Source organism: Streptomyces sp. NPDC031265 (assembly GCF_055570295.1).
This window is the reverse complement of sequence record NZ_JBVIHM010000029.1, coordinates 1-18,048: the sequence shown is the minus strand read 5'-3', so window position 1 is coordinate 18,048 and position 18,048 is coordinate 1. Positions and strand designations below refer to the sequence as shown.

Genomic DNA, 18,048 nt, shown 5'->3' with positions numbered 1-18,048 from the left:
GGCGGGGGGGTTGGGGGGGGGGGTTTTCCCCCCCCCCCCCCCCCTCCCCAAAACCCGGGGGGGGGGGGGGGGGGGGGGGGGGGTTTTTCGGGGGGGCCCCCCCCCCCGGACCCCGGACCCCCTGGCGGGGGCTCCGCCCCCTGCACCCCTTGCGGCCCTGCACCCCGCCTCGGGGCTGCGCGCCCCGGGCCCGCCGGGGGCCGGGGGCTGCGCCTCGGGCCCCCGGCGAGGTGGCGTGTGGGAGGAAGGGGGCCCCTGGGGCTTCGCCCCAGACCCCAGCGGAGCTGCGCCCTGCACCCCCTTACGGGGCCTGCACCCCCTTACGGGGCATGCAAGGGGGTGCAGGCCCCGCCTCGGGGCTCCGCCCCGCCCCCCTGCTCCCTCTCGGGGACCCCGGAACCATCAGCGCCCTGGCGTTCGTGGGGACTCCGGAACCACCAGCGCCCTGGCGTTCGCGCTGCGTCCCCGCCCCCTGCACCTGTTTGGGGGCTCCCCCCAAACACAAAAAACCCCGCCCCCGCCCAGCCGGACGGAAACGGGGTCTTGCTCAAGCTATTCGCCGCACCCGCGTGGCGAACGCAGGCCGCGTGCGGCGGTGGTGCAGGTACCGGGAGGGAGCGGAAGAGAGGGCCCGCTGGGTCCCTGCCGGTGGTCTATCAAGTGGTCAGCCGGGGAGACTGGCCAGGCGAGCGGCCCGGGGGCCGGTCACTTGGTCAGGCAGCCTTGAGAGCGACAACCTTGTGGGCCAGCGCCGACTTCTTGTTGGCGGCGGCGTTCTTGTGGATGACGCCCTTGCTGACGGCCTTGTCCAGCTTCTTGGAGGCGGCGCGGACAGCCGTGTCGGCCGCCTCGACGTCGCCGGCCAGGACAGCCTCGCGGGCCTTGCGGATCGCGGTCTTGACCTCGGACTTGACGGCCTTGTTACGCAGGCGCGCCTTCTCGTTGGTCTTGTTCCGCTTGATCTGGGACTTGATGTTCGCCACGAAAGAGCCTTTTCAGGTTCGATGTATCAGATGGTTGTGACACTCGTCGGCTGAGAGGGCAGACGAGGCACAGCTGCCCAGGTTACCAGCCGTCCAGCTGGCGGCCCAAACCGAGCGCAGTCCCGTTCCCATGGGACGATGGGGGCTACGTATCGATCCGACATCGCCCGAGACGAGACGCCCCGCGTCTCAAGAATCAGGACCCTGCGTGCCCGCGACGCCTCACAACGTGCCCGAGCCGAGCCGTACCGACCCGGCTCTGATCCGCAATTTCTGCATCATCGCGCACATCGACCACGGCAAGTCGACCCTTGCCGACCGGATGCTCCAGCTGACCGGTGTGGTCGATCAGCGGCAGATGCGCGCCCAGTACCTCGACCGTATGGACATCGAGCGTGAGCGTGGCATCACGATCAAGTCTCAGGCGGTCCGGCTGCCCTGGGCTCCCACCGAGGGGGCGGACCAGGGCAAGACGCACATCCTGAACATGATCGACACCCCGGGGCACGTGGACTTCACGTACGAGGTGTCGCGGTCGCTCGCCGCCTGCGAGGGGACCGTCCTCCTCGTCGATGCCGCTCAGGGCATCGAGGCGCAGACCCTGGCGAACCTCTACCTCGCCATGGAGAACGACCTCACCATCGTTCCCGTGCTCAACAAGATCGACCTTCCCGCCGCGCAGCCCGAGAAGTTCGCCGAGGAGCTGGCCAACCTCATCGGGTGCCAGCCCGAGGACGTGCTGAAGGTCTCTGCCAAGACCGGTGTCGGTGTGGACGCGCTGCTCAACCGTGTGGTGCGCGACGTGCCCGCGCCTGTCGGCGTCGCCGACGCGCCCGCCCGCGCGATGATCTTCGACTCGGTCTACGACTCGTACCGGGGCGTCGTCACGTACGTCCGTGTCATCGACGGTCAGCTCAACAAGCGCGAGCGGATCCGGATGATGTCCACCGGTGCCACCCACGAGCTCCTGGAGATCGGCACCAACTCGCCCGAGATGCTGCCCGCCGACGGGCTGGGCGTGGGCGAGGTCGGCTATCTGATCACCGGTGTGAAGGACGTCCGCCAGTCCAAGGTCGGTGACACCATCACCTCCCTGCACAACGGCGCCACCGAGGCGCTCGGCGGATACAAGGACCCGAAGCCGATGGTCTTCTCGGGTCTGTATCCGCTGGACGGGTCGGACTACCCGGACCTGCGCGAGGCCCTCGACAAGCTGCAGCTGAACGACGCCGCGCTGGTGTACGAGCCGGAGACCTCCGCCGCGCTGGGCTTCGGCTTCCGTGTCGGTTTCCTCGGGCTGCTGCACCTCGACGTCATCCGCGAGCGGCTGGAGCGCGAGTTCGGGCTCGATCTGATCGCCACCGCGCCGAACGTGGTCTACCGGGTCGTCCTGGAGGACGGCAAGGAAGTCACCGTCACCAATCCGAGTGAGTTCCCCGAGGGGAAGATCTCGGACGTGTACGAGCCGGTCGTGCGCGCCACGATCCTCGCGCCCAGCGAGTTCATCGGCTCGATCATGGAGCTCTGCCAGACCCGGCGCGGCACCCTGATCGGCATGGACTACCTGTCCGAGGACCGGGTCGAGATCCGCTACACGCTGCCGCTCGCGGAGATCGTCTTCGACTTCTTCGACCAGCTGAAGTCCAAGACCCGGGGCTACGCCTCGCTCGACTACGAGCCCACCGGCGAGCAGTCCGCCAGCCTCGTCAAGGTCGACATCCTGCTGCACGGCGACAAGGTCGACGCCTTCTCGGCCGTCACCCACAAGGACGCGGCGTACGCGTACGGTGTGCGGCTCGTCGCCAAGCTGCGCGAGCTCATCCCCCGGCAGGCCTTCGAGGTGCCGATCCAGGCCGCGATCGGCTCCCGGGTGATCGCCCGCGAGACCATCCGCGCCATCCGCAAGGACGTCCTCGCCAAGTGCTACGGCGGTGACATCTCCCGTAAGCGGAAGCTGCTGGAGAAGCAGAAGGAAGGCAAGAAGCGGATGAAGATGGTCGGTTCCGTGGAGGTTCCGCAGGAGGCCTTCATCGCGGTGCTGTCCAGCGACGAGTCTGCGAGCAAGAAGAAGTGACCGGCGAGTAGCCTCCTGCGCCACGACGGACCCCCGCTCTTCGGAGTGGGGGTCCGTTCGTTATGAAACCACCTTCCGATGCCCCTTACGCGTCGGGCGGGAGCGCTTTACTCTGATCACGGCCCGATGGTTACTCGCCAGTTAAACAAGAAGCAGCCGCAGCCCTGCCGCAGGCCAGCCCGGAGGACGTCGTGAGCGACACACAGACCTTGATCGAGAACCGGCCACCTTCCGTGGCGGCCCTCTTCGTCCAGCGGGTGGAGGCCACCCCGGACCTGGAGGCCTATCGCCATCCGGTCCCGGCCGCCGAGGGGCCCGAGGAATGGAAGTCGCTGAGCTGGGGGCAGGCCGCCGAGCGGGTCTACGCGATCGCGGCCGGGCTCGCCGATCTGGGCGTGACCTCCGAGCAGCGCGTGGCGCTCTCCTCCTCCACCCGCATCGAGTGGATCCTCGCGGACCTCGGTGTGATGTGCGCGGGCGGCGCGACCACCACCATCTACCCGCAGACCAACGCCGAGGAGTCGGCGTACATCCTGGGCGACTCCGAGAGCCGGGTGCTCTTCGCGGAGAACGCGGCCCAGCTGGCCAAGGCGCGCGAGCGCCGCACCGAGCTGCCGGACCTCCAGCACGTCGTGGTCTTCGACGCGGCGGGCGCCGAGCCGGTCGAGGGCGACCCCGAGGGCTGGGTGCTCACCCTCGCCGAGCTGGAGGCGCGCGGCGCCGCGTATCTGGAGAAGCACCCGGACGCGGTCAAGGAGCGGATCGCGGCCATCACCTCCGACCAGCTGGCCACACTGATCTACACCTCGGGCACCACCGGCCGCCCCAAGGGCGTGCGGCTGCCGCAGGACAACTGGTCGTACATGGCGAAGGCCATCGCGGCGACGGGGCTGATCAGCGGCGACGACGTGCAGTACCTCTGGCTGCCGCTCGCGCACGTCTTCGGCAAGGTGCTGACCTCCGGGCAGATCGAGGTCGGTCATGTGACGGCCGTCGACGGCCGGGTCGACAAGATCATAACGAATCTGCCGATCGTCCAGCCGACGTACATGGCGTCGGTGCCCCGGATCTTCGAGAAGGTCTACAACGGGGTCGCCGCCAAGGCCCGGGAGGCCGGCGGCGCCAAGTACAAGATCTTCCAGTGGGCGGCCGAGGTGGCCCGCGAGTACGCGAAGACCACCCAGGACAACTTCCGGCGGACCGGCAAGGCCTCGGCTCCCTTCGGCCTCGCCGCCAAGCACAAGGTCGCGGACGCGCTGGTGTACGCGAAGATCCGCGAGGCGTTCGGCGGACGGCTGCGCGCCGCCGTGTCCGGCTCCGCCGCGCTCTCCCCCGAGATCGGCTTCTTCTTCTCCGGCGCCGGGATCCACATCCTGGAGGGGTACGGGCTCACCGAGACCAGCGCCGCCTCCTTCGTGAACCCGGGCGAGGCCTACCGCACGGGCACGGTCGGCAAGCCGCTGCCCGGCCTTGAGGTGCGCATCGCCGACGACGGCGAGATCCTGCTGCGCGGCCCCGGCATCATGGAGGGTTACCACAAGCTGCCCGAGAAGACGGCTGAAGTCCTGGAGTCCGACGGGTGGTTCCACACCGGGGACATCGGGGAGCTGTCGCCCGACGGCTATCTGCGGATCACCGACCGCAAGAAGGACCTGATCAAGACGTCCGGCGGCAAGTACATCGCGCCGGCCGAGGTCGAGGGCCAGTTCAAGGCGGTCTGCCCGTTCGTCTCCAACATCCTGGTGCTCGGCGCCGACCGGAACTTCTGCACCGCGCTGATCGCCCTCGACGAGCCCGCGATCCTGGGCTGGGCCAAGGACCACGGCGTCGGCGGCTCGTACGCCGAGGTGGTCGCCCACCAGGAGACGGTGGCGCTGATAGAGGGCTATGTGAAGCGCCTCAACGAGGGCCTTCAGCGCTGGCAGACCATCAAGCAGTTCCGGCTGCTGCCGCGCGACCTCGATGTGGAGCACGGCGAGCTGACGCCCAGCCTCAAGCTGAAGCGCCCGGTCGTGGAGCGCCAGTACAAGGAGCTGATCGAGGACATGTACTCGGGGTCCAAGGAGGCGTAGCCGTACGGTTCGGGGCGCGCCGGGAATCGGCTGGGGGTACGGGGGTTGTTCCCCGGGAAATTGGGGCCTCGGGGTCCAAGGAGGCGTAGCCGGTACGGTCCGGGGCGCGGGAGAGGTCGTCTGCGCCCCGGACCGTACCGGCTCAGCCCCGCCCCCTCCTCATGTCCCGGATGATCTCCTCCAGGGCCGTCAGCTGGTGGCGCAGGTCGCCCGGCTCGGCCAGGTCGGCGCGTATCAGCTCCGCCTCGATCGCCGCCAGCCGCTGCGCGATCTCGCCGAGCTGCTTCTGCTCGCGCGTCAGCAGCCGCTCCAGCTGGCGGCTCTTGCGGTGCAGCTCCAGGAACACGTTCACCTTGGCGCGCAGCACCCAGGGGTCGAACGGCTTGGTGAGGAAGTCCGCCGCGCCCGTGGCGTACCCCCTGAACGCATAGCCGCTGTCGCCGTCCGTGCCGGTCAGGAAGATGATCGGCACGTCCTTCGTCTGGTCGAGCCGCTTGATGTTGCTCGCGGTCTCGAAGCCGTCCATGCCCGGCATCCGCACGTCGAGCAGCACCACCGCGAACGTCTGCCGCAGTAGCGCCTTCATCGCCTCCTCGCCCGAACGCGCCCGTACCAGCGGCTCGTTGAGCGAACCCAGGACGGCCTCCAGCGCGATCAGGTTGTCCTCCATGTCGTCGACAAGGAGGATGCTCGCCCGGTCGTCGGGCGGTGCCGCTGTGCTCATCGTGTCGCCTTACGTGGTCGGCGGAGTGGCGGCGGGCTCGCCGGTGCCGCTCGACTGCTCCGGTATGGACGCGCTCCCCGAGCCCTCGCCCTCCGGGTCGAGCAGGGCGCAGACCACGGTGAGCAGCCGGTCCACGTCGACGGGCTTGGGTACGTATTCGTTGGCGCCCTGGGCGATCGACTTCTCGCGGTCGCCGGGCATCGCCTTCGCGGTGAGGGCGACGATGGGCAGATCGGTCCACAGGGGGCTGCGGCGGATGGCCTCGATCGTCTCGTACCCATCCATTTCCGGCATCATGATGTCCATCAGGATCAGCTCGACCTCCGGGTTGCGCTCCAGGGTCTCGATGCCCTCGCGGCCGTTCTCCGCGTACAGCACGGGCATTCCGACGCGGCCGAGCACATGGGTGAGCGCGAAGACGTTGCGGATGTCGTCGTCGACGATCAACACCCGTCGGCCCGGCAGGACTTGTCCCGCGCGGCCCTGCTTCCACTCGTCCAGCTTGGTGGTGGTCGGCCAGTCGTCGTCCTGGTCGGGCAGCAGCATGTGCTCGGAGGAGAGCGGCTCGTCCGGGTCGGCGGCGAACTCCGGGGGCTGGTCGAGGTCGCCCATCACATGGCCGGGGTAGAGCACCGGCACGTACAGCGTGAAGGTGGAGCCGCTGCCCGGCTCGCTCTCGGCGACGATCCGGCCCCCGAGCAGGCCCGCGATCTCGCGGCTGATGGAGAGGCCGAGGCCGGTGCCGCCGTACTTGCGGTTGGTCGTCCCGTCGGCCTGCTGGAACGCCTCGAAGATCACCGGGAGCTTCTCCGGTGCGATACCGATGCCGGTGTCGGTGACCGCGAAGGCGATCAGGTCGTCCGCGCCGCCCAGCATCGCGTCGTCCGGGTCCTTGATCCGGTTGACGCGGAGCTCGACGCGGCCGGAGGAGGTGAACTTGATCGCGTTGGAGAGGAGGTTGCGCAGGATCTGCTGGAGCCGCTGCTCGTCCGAGAACATCTCGCGCGGCACGTCCTCGCCCACCGCGACCTCGAAGGCGAGGCCCCGGTCGATGGTGATCGGGCGGAAGGTGGCGTGGACGTAGTCGAGCACCTTGATGAGCGGCAGCTTCTTGGGCCGTACGTCCATCCGGCCGGCCTCGATCTTCGACAGGTCCAGGATGTCGTTGATCAGCTGGAGCAGGTCGGAGCCGGAGCGGTGGATCGTGGTGGCGAACTGGACCTCCTGGTCGGAGAGGTGGTCGTCCGGGTTGTCGGAGAGCAGCCGGGCCAGGATGAGCAGCGAGTTGAGCGGGGTGCGCAGCTCGTGCGACATGTTCGCCAGGAACTCCGACTTGTACTGGGAGCTGGTCGCGAGCAGCGCGGCCTTCTCCTCCAGCTCGGCGTTGGAGCGCTGCAGCTCGGCCTGCTGGCGCTGGAGTTCGTCGGAGCGCTCCTGGAGCTGGATGGCGAGCCGCTGGGACTCGCTGAGCAGGGACTCCGTACGGGAGTTGGCGATGATGGTGTTGATCGCGACGCCGATGGTGTTCACGAACTGGTCGAAGAACGCCAGGTGGACGTCGGAGAAGCGGGAGAACGAGGCCAGTTCGATCACACCGAGGAGCTTGTCCTCGAAGAGGATCGGGATGATGACGACGCTGGCGGGGGGCGCTTCGCCGAGACCTGAACTGATCTTGATGTAGTCGGGCGGCGCCTCGTCGAACAGGATCCGCTTCTTCTCCAGGGCCGCCTGCCGGACCAGCCCGTGGCCCGGCATGCCGGTGGTGTCGACGGTCGCGGCCTGGGCGGAGCCGTACCCCGCGATGAAGGCCAGTCCCTTGGTCGTCGACGTCGTACGGGACGGGGTGCCGTCGGCGTCGGGGTCGGCCAGGAAGAAGGCGCCGTACTGCGCGTTCACCAGGGGTGTCAGCTCGCGCAGGATCAGGTCCGCGACCTCCATCAGGTCGCGGTGGCCCTGCATCAGACCGGCCAGCCGGGCAAGGTTGGACTCCAGCCAGTCCTTGGCGCGGGTCGTCTCGCGGAGGTTGGACACCATCAGGTTGATGTTGTCCTTGAGATCGGTGACCTCGCCCCTGGTCTCCACGGTGATCGAGCGGGACATGTCGCCCTGGGCCACCGCCGAGGCCACCTCCGCGATCGCGCGGACCTGGGTGGTGAGGTTGAGCGCGAGCTCGTTGACGTTGGTGGTCAGGCGCTTCCACGTGCCGTACACGCCCTCGACCCGGGCCTGGCCGCCCAGCTGGCCTTCCGAGCCGACCTCGCGGGCGACCCGGGTGACCTCGGAGGAGAACGAGGAGAGCGTGTCGACCATGGTGTTGATGGTGGTCTTCAGCTCCAGGATCTCGCCGCGCGCGTCCACGTCGATCTTCTTGGAGAGGTCGCCCTGGGCCACCGCGGTCGCCACCTGGGCGATGTTGCGGACCTGCGAAGTCAGGTTGTCGGCCATGTAGTTGACGTTGTCGGTGAGGTCCTTCCAGACCCCGGAGACGCCGAGGACCTGGGCGCGCCCGCCGAGCCGCCCGTCCGTGCCGACCTCGCGGGCGACGCGGGTCACCTCGTCCGCGAACGCGCGCAGCTGCTCCACCATCGTGTTGACGGTGTCCTTGAGCTCCAGGATCTCGCCGCGCGCGTCGACGGTGATCTTCTTGGAGAGGTCGCCGTTGGCGACGGCGGTGGTGACCTGGGCGATGTTGCGGACCTGGGAGGTGAGGTTCGACGCCATGAAGTTGACGTTGTCGGTGAGGTCCTTCCAGACCCCGGACACCCCGCGGACCTGCGCCTGGCCGCCGAGGTTGCCTTCCGTGCCGACCTCGCGGGCGACCCTGGTGACCTCGTCGGCGAAGGCGGAGAGCTGGTCGACCATGGTGTTGATGGTCGACTTGAGTTCGAGGATCTCGCCCTTCGCCTCGACCGTGATCTTCTTGCCGAGGTCGCCCTGGGCCACCGCCGTCGAGACGAGCGCGATGTTGCGGACCTGGGAGGTCAGGTTGTCCGCCATGAAGTTGACGTTCTCGGTGAGGTCCTTCCAGACCCCGGAGACGCCCCGGACCTGGGCGCGCCCGCCCAGATCGCCCTCGGTGCCGACCTCGCGGGCGACCCTGGTGACCTCGTCGGCGAAGGCGGAGAGCTGGTCGACCATGGTGTTGATGGTCGACTTGAGCTCCAGGATCTCACCCTGGGCGTCGACGGTGATCTTCTGGGAGAGGTCGCCGTTGGCGACGGCGGTGGTGACCTGGGCGATGTTGCGGACCTGGGAGGTGAGGTTCGACGCCATGAAGTTGACGTTGTCGGTGAGGTCCTTCCAGACCCCGGAGACGCCCCGGACCTGGGCGCGTCCACCGAGCCGCCCCTCGGTGCCGACTTCGCGGGCGACCCTGGTGACCTCGTCGGCGAAGGCGGAGAGCTGGTCGACCATCGTGTTCACGGTGAGCTTCAGTTCGAGCAGCTCGCCGGTGGCCTCGACCGTCACCGTACGGGTCAGATCGCCCCGCGCCACCGCCGTGGTCACCGCGGCGATGTCGCGGACCTGGGCGGTCAGCCGGGAAGCCATGGTGTTGACGGCCTCGGTCACGTCCCGCCAACTGCCGCTCAGGCGCTGCACCTTGGCGCGCCCGCCCAGCCGCCCCTCGGTGCCGACCTCGCGGGCGACCCGGGTCACCTCGCCGGTGAAGAGGGAGAGCTGGTCCACCATCTTGTTGACGGCCCGGCCCAGCCGGCGCAGATCGCCGCGCAACTGTCGGTTCCCGTCGTGGAGATCGACCCGCTGGGTCAGATCGCCGCCCGCCACCGCGTCCAGGACGCGCGTGGCGTTCGCCGCCGGTACGACCAGGGCGTCGATCAGCGTGTTCGCGCTGGTCACCCCTGCCTGCCAGGCGCCCTGCCCGGGACTGGCGGCCAGCCGCTCGTCCAGGCGCCCGTGGCGGACGACCTCGCGGCGCACCCGCAAGAGCTCGTCGGTGAGGTGCTGGTTGCGCACGGCGACCTGGTTGAAGATCGCCGCCAGCTCGGCGGGTATGCCCTCGTGGGTCTCCTGGAGCCGGACCCCGAAGTCGCCGTCGCGCAGCGCGGTCATCGCGGCCAGCAGCGGGCGCAACTCCAGTGCGCGGATCCAGTCTCCGCCCCCGGGCGGCACGGCACTGTCTCTGTTCATCTCGGCCCACTTCGGTGACTCGGCGCTTATGGGCCCGCTCAGTCTGTCACTCTGTCGGTGTCATGAGGTGCGCAATGTGAGAACCGATCGGGAGCCGCACCGTGGGGTCCATTCCAACGCAGCGGGAGAGCGTGAACCGCCCACTCCGCCCGGCGCCTTCCCCCGACGCGGCGGAGCGCGGGACCGGGTCCGCCGCCCGCACCAGCCTGCCCGGCAACCCGCACGCGCCGTCCGCCGCCCGCCGCTTCGTCCGGGCCGCCCTCGCCGACTGGACGGGCCGGGGGGCGCCCGGCGCCGCCCGGCTCGACGACCGGGTCGCCGACGACGCGGCGATACTCGTCAACGAGCTGGTCACCAACGCGGTGGTGCACGCCGGCACCACCGTCGAGCTGGTCTGCCGCCTGGAGCCGCCCGCCGGGGACGAGCCGGGCGCGGTGGTCATCGAGGTCTCCGACCACCACCCTTCCAAGGCCGTACGCAACGAGCCGCGCGGGGCGCGCGAGCCGGGCGCGCCGGAGTACGGGCGGGGGCTGCACCTGGTGGCGGCGCTCGCGGAGTGCTGGGGGATCACCTACCGCACCGGACTGAAGACGGTGTGGGCGCGGCTGCTCCTCGACACGGACGACGCCTCCCGCTCCGACGGGGACCCGGGCCCCGACGCGCGGCTCCAACGCGGCCTGCGCGCCGTCGAGATACTGGCCACCCCGCCGCGCGGCGCCCCGTCCGGGCAGGACCGCGACTGGGTGAACCGGGGCGCCCTCTCCTTCCTGGCGGAGGCGTCCGACCTGCTGGCGGGCCAGTTCGACGAGGACATGATCGCGGCGCTCGCCGGACAGCTCCTGGTGCCCCGGCTCTGCGACTGGTGCGCGATCTGGCTCGGCCCGCAGGCCGGCGGCCCGGTCGGCGAGCCCCGGCTCGCCCGGGTGTGGCACGCCCGCGAGTCCGGGATCGCGGAGCTGCGGGCGGTCCTGGAGAAGGAGCCGCCCCGGCTGCCGGAGTCGGCGCGCGGTGGACCGGTCCCGATGCCGTGGCCGGGCCCGCAGCACGGCGACTCCGGGGCGGCGCTCGCGTACCGGATGGTGGCGGGCGGCCGGGCCGTCGGCGTGCTCATGCTGGGGCGGGCCGGGGTGGCGCGCATCCCCGACGAGGTCACCGGCCTTGTCGAGGACTTCGTGCGCCGGGTGGCGCTGGCGATCGGCGCCGCGCGCCAGTACACCCGCCAGGCCACCATCAGCCGGGTGCTCCAGCGAGGTCTGCTGCCCGCGAGTGTCGCGGAGATCCCGGGCGTCGACAGCGCGCTGGTCTACCAGCCCAGCGGCGAGGGCGTGGCGGGCGGCGACTTCTACGACCTGTTCCCCGGCGCCGACGGCCGCTGGTGCTTCGCCCTCGGCGACGTCCAGGGCAGCGGCCCCGAGGCGGCGGTCGTCACCGGCCTGGTCCGGCCCTGGCTGCGGCTGCTCGCCCGCGAGGGGTACGCGGTGCACGACGTGCTCGACCGCCTCAACAAACTGCTCGTCGACGACGGGGTCGAGGCGGCGGAGGCGGCCGCGCGGATGGTCGCGGCGGCCGGCGGACGCGAGGTGACCGAAGGCCCGCAGGCGCGCTTCCTCTCCCTCCTGTACGGGGAGCTGGTACCGGTCCCGCAGGAGCAGGGCGGCGGCGTCCTGTGCACCCTGGCGAGCGCCGGGCACCCGCTGCCGCTGCTGCTGCGGCCGGAGGGGTCGGTGCGGGCGGCGGCGGTGCCGCAGGTGCTGATCGGAGTGGTGGAGGGGGTGGCGTACGAGAGCGAGAGCTTCCGCCTGATGCCCGGGGACACCCTGCTGTGCGTCACGGACGGGGTGACCGAGCGCCGCTCGGGAAGGCAGATGTTCGACGACGGCGACGGGCTCGCGGCGGTGCTCGCGGGGTGTGTGGGGATGACGGCGGCGGGGGTCGCGGAGAGCGTCAAGCGGGCGGTGTACGCGTTCGGCACGACGCCGCCGGAGGACGACCTGGCGCTGCTGGTGCTCCAGGCGCGGTGACCTCGGGCGGTCGGCCGGCCCCGGGGGCGCGCGGGCGTGCGGTGAGAGGGCGCTCCCCGGTGGCGGACAATGGGGGCATGCCTTCCGTACTGCCCGATGGTGAGCCCATGCCCGAGGACGGGGCGCTGCCCGGTTCCGCCCTGGAGGGCGCGGGGGAGCGGCCGCTCGGCTTCTACCTGCACGTTCCCTACTGCGCCACGCGCTGCGGATACTGCGACTTCAACACGTACACCGCCACGGAGCTGCGCGGCTCCGGCGGCGTCCTGGCGTCCCGGGACAACTACGCCTCCACCCTGACCGACGAGGTCCGCCTCGCCCGGAAGGTGCTCGGCGACGACCCCCGCCCGGTCCGCACGGTCTTCGTGGGCGGCGGCACCCCGACCCTGCTCCCGGCGTCCGACCTGGTCCGCATGCTGTCGGCCGTACGCGAGGAATTCGGCCTGGCGGACGACGCCGAGGTGACGACGGAGGCGAACCCGGAGTCGGTGGACCGGGCGTATCTGGAGGAGCTGAGGGCGGGCGGCTTCAACCGCGTCTCCTTCGGGATGCAGAGCGCGAAGCAGCACGTCCTGAAGATCCTCGACCGTACGCACACGCCGGGGCGCCCCGAGGCGTGCGTCGCCGAGGCGCGGGCGGCGGGCTTCGACCACGTCAACCTGGACCTGATCTACGGGACGCCGGGGGAGACGGACGAGGACTGGCGGGAGTCGCTGGCGGCGGCGGTCGGGGCGGGCCCCGACCACATCTCCGCCTACGCCCTCATCGTCGAGGAGGGCACCCAGCTGGCGCGCCGGATCCGCCGGGGCGAGGTCCCGATGACGGACGACGACGTCCACGCGGACCGCTATCTGATCGCGGACGCGGTGCTCGCGGAGGCGGGCTTCCACTGGTACGAGGTGTCCAACTGGGCCACCACGGAGGCCGGCCGCTGCCTCCACAACGAGCTGTACTGGCGGGGCGCGGACTGGTGGGGCGCGGGGCCGGGAGCCCACTCCCACGTGGGCGGGGTCCGCTGGTGGAACGTGAAGCACCCGGGGGCGTATGCGGCGGCTCTGGCGGGCGGACGCACGCCGGGCGCGGGTCGCGAGGTCCTCTCCTTGTCGGACCGCCGAGTCGAACGCATCCTCCTGGAGCTGCGCCTCCGCGACGGCTGCGCCCTGTCCCTCCTGCACCCGGCCGGCCTCGCGGCGTCCCGCCGCGCCCTGTCGGAGGGGCTCCTGGAGCCGGAGCCGTATCGGGAGGGGCGGGCGGTGCTTACGTTGCGGGGGAGGTTGTTGGCGGATGGGGTGGTGCGGGATTTGGTGGACTGAGCTTTTGAGTCCCCTCGCCTTCCCGTCCCTTCCCGAAAGCCCTCCGGCGGGCGGCCGGGTGGTGGGCCGAGGCGGCTTGCTGGGGGCTGCGCCCCCGGACCCCGTTGCGGGGCTCCGCCCCGGGACCCCTGTTTGTCTGCGGGCTCGTGGGGGCTGGTCGCGCAGTTCCCCGCGCCCCTAAATGCAGGCAGAAGGGGGCGCGGCCACGTTTCAGCCCTCCGGCGTTTGAGGAGCGGGGGGCAGGGAGCGGAGCTCCCGCCCCTTCAGGGGCGGGACTGTGACATGTGCGGCTCCGGCGCGTGGGCGCGCCCAGCCACAGACGGCCTGCAGACGAAGGGGACCGGGGCGGAGCCCCCGGTAGCCCACCCCACCCCGTGCCGGGGTGCGGGGCGAAGTCCCGAAGGCGGGTGCGGGGGGCGCAACCCAGGTACCCCCCACCCCCGTGCCGGGGTCAGGGCGGAGCTCCGAAGGGGGGCAGGGGCCGCAGGCCCGTGAAGGGGCGCGGGGTGCAACCCGGGTACCCCCCCACCCCCGTGCCGGGGTCAGGGCGGAGCCCCGAAGGAGGGCAGGGGCCGCAGGCCCCGAGAAGGGGCGCGGGGCGCGCAGGGCGGAGCCCCGCCCCGGGAGAATCACCTCAGCCACCCCCCCCGGAGTGTTTAGCGAAGGGGCGGGGTGGGGGCCGGATCCGTGACGAAGTCGATCAGTTCCTCCACCCGGCCGAGCAGCTCCGGCTCCAGGTCCCGGTAGGAGCGGACCCCCGACAGGATCCGCTGCCACGCCGCCCCCGTGTTGGGGGGCCAGCCCAGCGCCCGGCACACCCCCGTCTTCCAGTCCTCCCCCCGCGGCACGACCGGCCACGACCCGATCCCCACCGACGCCGGCTTCACCGCCTCCCACACGTCGATGTACGGGTGCCCGGCCACCAGCACGTGCTCCCCCGTGACCGCCGCCGCGATCCGGGACTCCTTGGAGCCGGGGACCAGGTGGTCGACCAGGACGCCCAGGCGCGCGTCGGGGCCGGGGGCGAAGTCCGCGACGATGGCGGGGAGGTCGTCGATGCCCGAGAGGTACTCGACGACCACGCCCTCGATCCGGAGGTCGTCGCCCCAGACCCTTTCGACCAGTTCCGCGTCGTGGCGGCCCTCCACGTAGATGCGCCCGGCGCGTGCGACCCGCGCCCGCGCCCCCGGCACCGCCACGGAGCCGGAGGCGGTGCGCGCCGGGCGTGAGGGGGAGGGTGCCGGCGGCCGTACCAGCGTGACCACCTTGCCCTCCAGCAGGAACCCCCGGGCCTCCATCGGGAACACGCGCTGCTTGCCGAAGCGGTCCTCCAGCGTCACCGTCCCCGCCTCACAGCGGAGCACCGCCCCGCAGAACCCGGTCGTCACCTCCTCGACGACCAGGTCGAGCTCGGCGGGCACCTCGGGGGCCGGGGTCCCCTTCTTCCAGGGCGGAGTCAGGTCCGGGCTGTAGCTGCGCATTCAGATGAGAATACGGGCGGATCATGTGGCCATATGGGTGTACGCCGCTACGACACGCCGAATTCCGCCGCGAGTCGGGTCCGCTGCGCCCGTACGAACGCCGCGTCGACCACCGCCCCGTGCCCCGGCACGTACACCGCGTCCTCGCCGCCCAGGTCGAGCAGCCGGTCCAGCGCTGCGGGCCAGCGGGTGCGGACCGCGTCCGGGCCCGCCTGCGGCTCGCCGGACTCCTCGACCAGGTCGCCGCAGAAGACGATCTCGGGCGACCCCGGCGAGCCCGGGACCAGTACGGCCAGGTCGTGGCCGGTGTGGCCCGGGCCCACGTTCGCCAGCAGCACCTGCCGCCCGCCCAGCTCCAGCGTCCACTCGCCCGTCACGAAGTGGTGCGGGCGCACCAGCAGGTCCGCCGCCTCGGCGGCCTGCGCGGCCGGCACCCCGTGCGCGACGGCGTCGGTCCGCAGGGCGTCGCCGTCGAGCACGCGGTCGATGCCCACCGCCCCGTACACCTCGGCCCCCGAGAACGCGGCCGTGCCGAGCACGTGGTCGAAGTGCGGATGGCTGAGTGCGATGTGCGTCACCCGGCGCCCGAGCAGCGCCTGTGCCTGGGCGCGCAGCTCGGCGCCCTCGCGCAGGGTCGACCCCGTGTCGTACAGCAGGACCGCGTCGGCGCCGACGACCAGCCCGGCCGTCGCGTCCCACCCCGGAAGCCGGCGGCGGCCCACGCCGTCGCCGAGGCGTTCCCAGCCGAACTCTTCCCATCTGACGTCCATGACGTGACGCTATCCCGGGCGGTCGGGGACGGCGTCCGACCGCGCCGCTCCACCGCGCCGCGAGCGTCACGGGCGGCCGCCCTTGCTAGGGGTGTACCGGTCGGCCGTACACTGGCCGGGGGATTGCTGGCACTCGAACGCACAGAGTGCCAGGCAGAGCGCCTAGGGACGACAGCTGGAGGTGTGCGCGGTGCTCAGTGAACGCAGACTTGAGGTCCTGCGCGCCATCGTCCAGGACTATGTCGGGACCGAGGAGCCGGTGGGCTCGAAGGCCCTGACCGAGCGGCACGCGCTGGGAGTCTCCCCGGCGACCGTGCGCAACGACATGGCCGTGCTGGAAGAGGAGGGCTTCATCGCCCAGCCTCACACCAGCGCGGGGCGCATTCCCACCGACAAGGGCTACCGGCTGTTCGTCGACCGGCTCGCGGGCGTCAAGCCGATGTCGTCGCCGGAGCGGCGGGCCATCCAGAACTTCCTGGACGGGGCCGTCGACCTCGACGACGTGGTGGCGCGGACCGTGCGGCTGCTCGCGCAGCTGACGCGGCAGGTCGCCGTCGTGCAGTACCCGTCGCTGACACGGTCCACCGTGCGGCACGTGGAGCTGCTGTCACTGGCCCCGGCCAGACTGATGCTGGTGCTCATCACGGACACCGGGCGGGTCGAGCAGCGGCTGGTCGACTGCCCGGCGCCGTTCGGCGAGACCTCGCTGGCGGACCTGCGGGCCCGGCTCAACAGCCGGGTGGTGGGGCGCCGCTTCGCGGACGTCCCGCAGCTGGTGCAGGACCTGCCGGAGTCCTTCGAGCCGGAGGACCGAGGAACCGTTTCGACGGTGCTCTCCACCCTGCTCGAAACCCTGGTCGAGGAGACCGAGGAGCGGCTGATGATCGGCGGCACCGCCAATCTCACCCGCTTCGGACACGACTTCCCTCTGACGATCAGGCCGGTGCTGGAGGCGCTGGAGGAGCAAGTGGTGCTCCTCAAGCTGCTCGGCGAGGCCAAGGAATCGGGCGTGACCGTACGAATCGGGCATGAGAACGCCCATGAAGGGCTGAACTCCACGTCCGTGGTCTCGGTCGGCTACGGTTCGGGCGGCGAAGCCGTCGCAAAACTCGGCGTGGTCGGACCGACCCGCATGGATTACCCCGGAACGATGGGAGCGGTACGCGCAGTGGCACGTTACGTCGGACAGATCCTGGCGGAGTCGTAAGTGGCCACGGACTACTACGCCGTACTGGGCGTACGCCGCGACGCATCGCAGGACGAGATCAAGAAGGCGTTCCGGCGCCTGGCGCGTGAACTCCACCCGGATGTGAATCCGGACCCGAAGACGCAGGAGCGCTTCAAGGAGATCAACGCTGCCTACGAGGTCCTCTCGGACCCGCAGAAGAAGCAGGTCTACGACCTCGGCGGCGACCCCCTGTCGTCCTCCGGCGGCGGTGGCGCCGGCGGCTTCGGCGCGGGCGGCTTCGGGAACTTCTCGGACATCATGGACGCGTTCTTCGGCAACGCGGCACAGCGCGGCCCGCGCTCGCGCACCCGCCGCGGCCAGGACGCCATGATCCGGCTGGAGATCGACCTCAACGAGGCGGCCTTCGGTACGACCAAGGAGATCCAGGTCGACACCGCGGTGGTGTGTACGACCTGCAGCGGCGAGGGCGCGGCCCCCGGCACCTCGGCGCAGACGTGTGACATGTGCCGCGGCCGCGGCGAGGTCTCCCAGGTGACCCGCTCCTTCCTCGGCCAGGTCATGACCTCCCGCCCCTGCCCCCAGTGCCAGGGCTTCGGGACCGTCGTGCCCACCCCGTGCCCGGAGTGCGCCGGCGACGGCCGCATCCGCTCGCGCCGCACGCTCACGGTCAAGATCCCGGCCGGTGTCGACAACGGCACCCGCATCCAGCTCGCGGGCGAGGGCGAGGTCGGCCCCGGCGGCGGCCCCGCCGGTGATCTGTACGTGGAGATCCACGAGCTCAACCACGATGTCTTCCAGCGCCGTGGCGACGATCTGCACTGCACGGTGACCCTCCCCATGACGGCGGCCTCGCTCGGCACCAAGGTGCCGCTGCAGACGCTGGACGGCATGGAGGAGGTGGACATCCGCCCGGGCACCCAGTCGGGCCAGTCCATCCCGCTGCACGGGCGCGGTGTGACGCATCTGCGCGGCGGCGGACGGGGCGATCTGATCGTCCACGTCGAGGTCACCACCCCGACCAAGCTGGACCCGCAGCAGGAGGACCTGCTGCGCCAGCTGGCCAAACTGCGCGGCGAGGAGCGGCCCCTGGGCCAGTTCCAGCCCGGGCAGCAGGGCTTGTTCTCCCGGCTGAAGGACGCGTTCAACGGCCGCTGACGGTTTGGCCCGGTCTTTGTGTGCGGGCCGGTGGTGGGGGGGGGGGGGGGGGGGGGGGGGGGGGGGGGGGGGGGGGGGGGGGGGGGGGGGGGGGGGGGGGGGGGGGGGGGGGGGGGGGGA

Annotated in this window: 11 protein-coding genes; 6 read left to right on the top strand and 5 right to left on the bottom strand. The window is 71.2% G+C overall.

Going from position 1 to position 18,048, the window contains the following annotated elements; all coding sequences use genetic code 11:
• Positions 1-713: 713 nt before the first annotated feature.
• Positions 714-983, bottom strand: a complete 270-nt coding sequence (rpsT, locus tag ACZ499_RS32330) for a 30S ribosomal protein S20 (protein ID WP_371652668.1) — start codon at positions 981-983, stop codon at positions 714-716.
• 208 nt (positions 984-1,191) lie between these two features.
• Between rpsT and lepA the strand changes: the two genes are divergently transcribed.
• On the top strand, positions 1,192-3,057 hold the full coding sequence (lepA, locus tag ACZ499_RS32325; RefSeq protein ID WP_468406579.1) for a translation elongation factor 4: 1,866 nt from the start codon (positions 1,192-1,194) through the stop codon (positions 3,055-3,057).
• Positions 3,058-3,248: 191 nt separating this feature from the next.
• Positions 3,249-5,129: an AMP-dependent synthetase/ligase gene (locus tag ACZ499_RS32320; RefSeq protein ID WP_468679745.1), complete on the top strand. Its 1,881-nt coding sequence runs from the start codon at positions 3,249-3,251 to the stop codon at positions 5,127-5,129.
• A 142-nt stretch (positions 5,130-5,271) separates the two neighbouring features.
• On the opposite strand, the gene ACZ499_RS32315 is transcribed toward ACZ499_RS32320, so the two are convergent.
• Together ACZ499_RS32315 and ACZ499_RS32310 are read right to left on the bottom strand one after the other, a co-directional pair.
• Positions 5,272-5,853, bottom strand: coding sequence for a response regulator (locus ACZ499_RS32315; protein WP_468679744.1), 582 nt, complete (start codon positions 5,851-5,853; stop codon positions 5,272-5,274).
• 9 nt (positions 5,854-5,862) lie between these two features.
• Positions 5,863-9,924, bottom strand: coding sequence for a HAMP domain-containing protein (locus ACZ499_RS32310; RefSeq protein WP_468679831.1), 4,062 nt, complete (start codon positions 9,922-9,924; stop codon positions 5,863-5,865).
• A gap of 179 nt (positions 9,925-10,103) precedes the next feature.
• Between ACZ499_RS32310 and ACZ499_RS32305 the strand changes: the two genes are divergently transcribed.
• Together ACZ499_RS32305 and hemW are read left to right on the top strand one after the other, a co-directional pair.
• Complete coding sequence (locus ACZ499_RS32305) at positions 10,104-12,023, top strand: SpoIIE family protein phosphatase (protein ID WP_468679743.1); 1,920 nt, start codon at positions 10,104-10,106, stop codon at positions 12,021-12,023.
• A gap of 77 nt (positions 12,024-12,100) precedes the next feature.
• Positions 12,101-13,333 (top strand): radical SAM family heme chaperone HemW, encoded by a 1,233-nt coding sequence (gene hemW / locus ACZ499_RS32300; protein WP_468679742.1) that lies wholly within the window; start codon positions 12,101-12,103, stop codon positions 13,331-13,333.
• A 656-nt stretch (positions 13,334-13,989) separates the two neighbouring features.
• Here the strand turns inward: hemW and ACZ499_RS32295 are convergent.
• Together ACZ499_RS32295 and ACZ499_RS32290 are read right to left on the bottom strand one after the other, a co-directional pair.
• The gene (locus tag ACZ499_RS32295) at positions 13,990-14,814 is read right to left on the bottom strand and encodes a DUF3097 domain-containing protein (RefSeq protein WP_468679741.1); all 825 of its coding nucleotides are present in this window, start codon (positions 14,812-14,814) and stop codon (positions 13,990-13,992) included.
• Between the two features lie 47 nt (positions 14,815-14,861).
• A complete protein-coding gene (locus ACZ499_RS32290) occupies positions 14,862-15,584 on the bottom strand; it encodes an MBL fold metallo-hydrolase (protein ID WP_468679740.1) in 723 nt (240 codons plus the stop codon).
• A 190-nt stretch (positions 15,585-15,774) separates the two neighbouring features.
• On the opposite strand from ACZ499_RS32290, the gene hrcA reads away from it, so the two are divergent.
• Together hrcA and dnaJ are read left to right on the top strand one after the other, a co-directional pair.
• Positions 15,775-16,791, top strand: a complete 1,017-nt coding sequence (gene hrcA, locus ACZ499_RS32285) for a heat-inducible transcriptional repressor HrcA (protein WP_468406566.1) — start codon at positions 15,775-15,777, stop codon at positions 16,789-16,791.
• Entirely contained in the window at positions 16,792-17,928 is a 1,137-nt protein-coding gene (gene dnaJ / locus ACZ499_RS32280; RefSeq protein WP_361386351.1) for a molecular chaperone DnaJ, read from the top strand.
• The last annotated feature ends 120 nt before the right edge of the window (positions 17,929-18,048 follow it).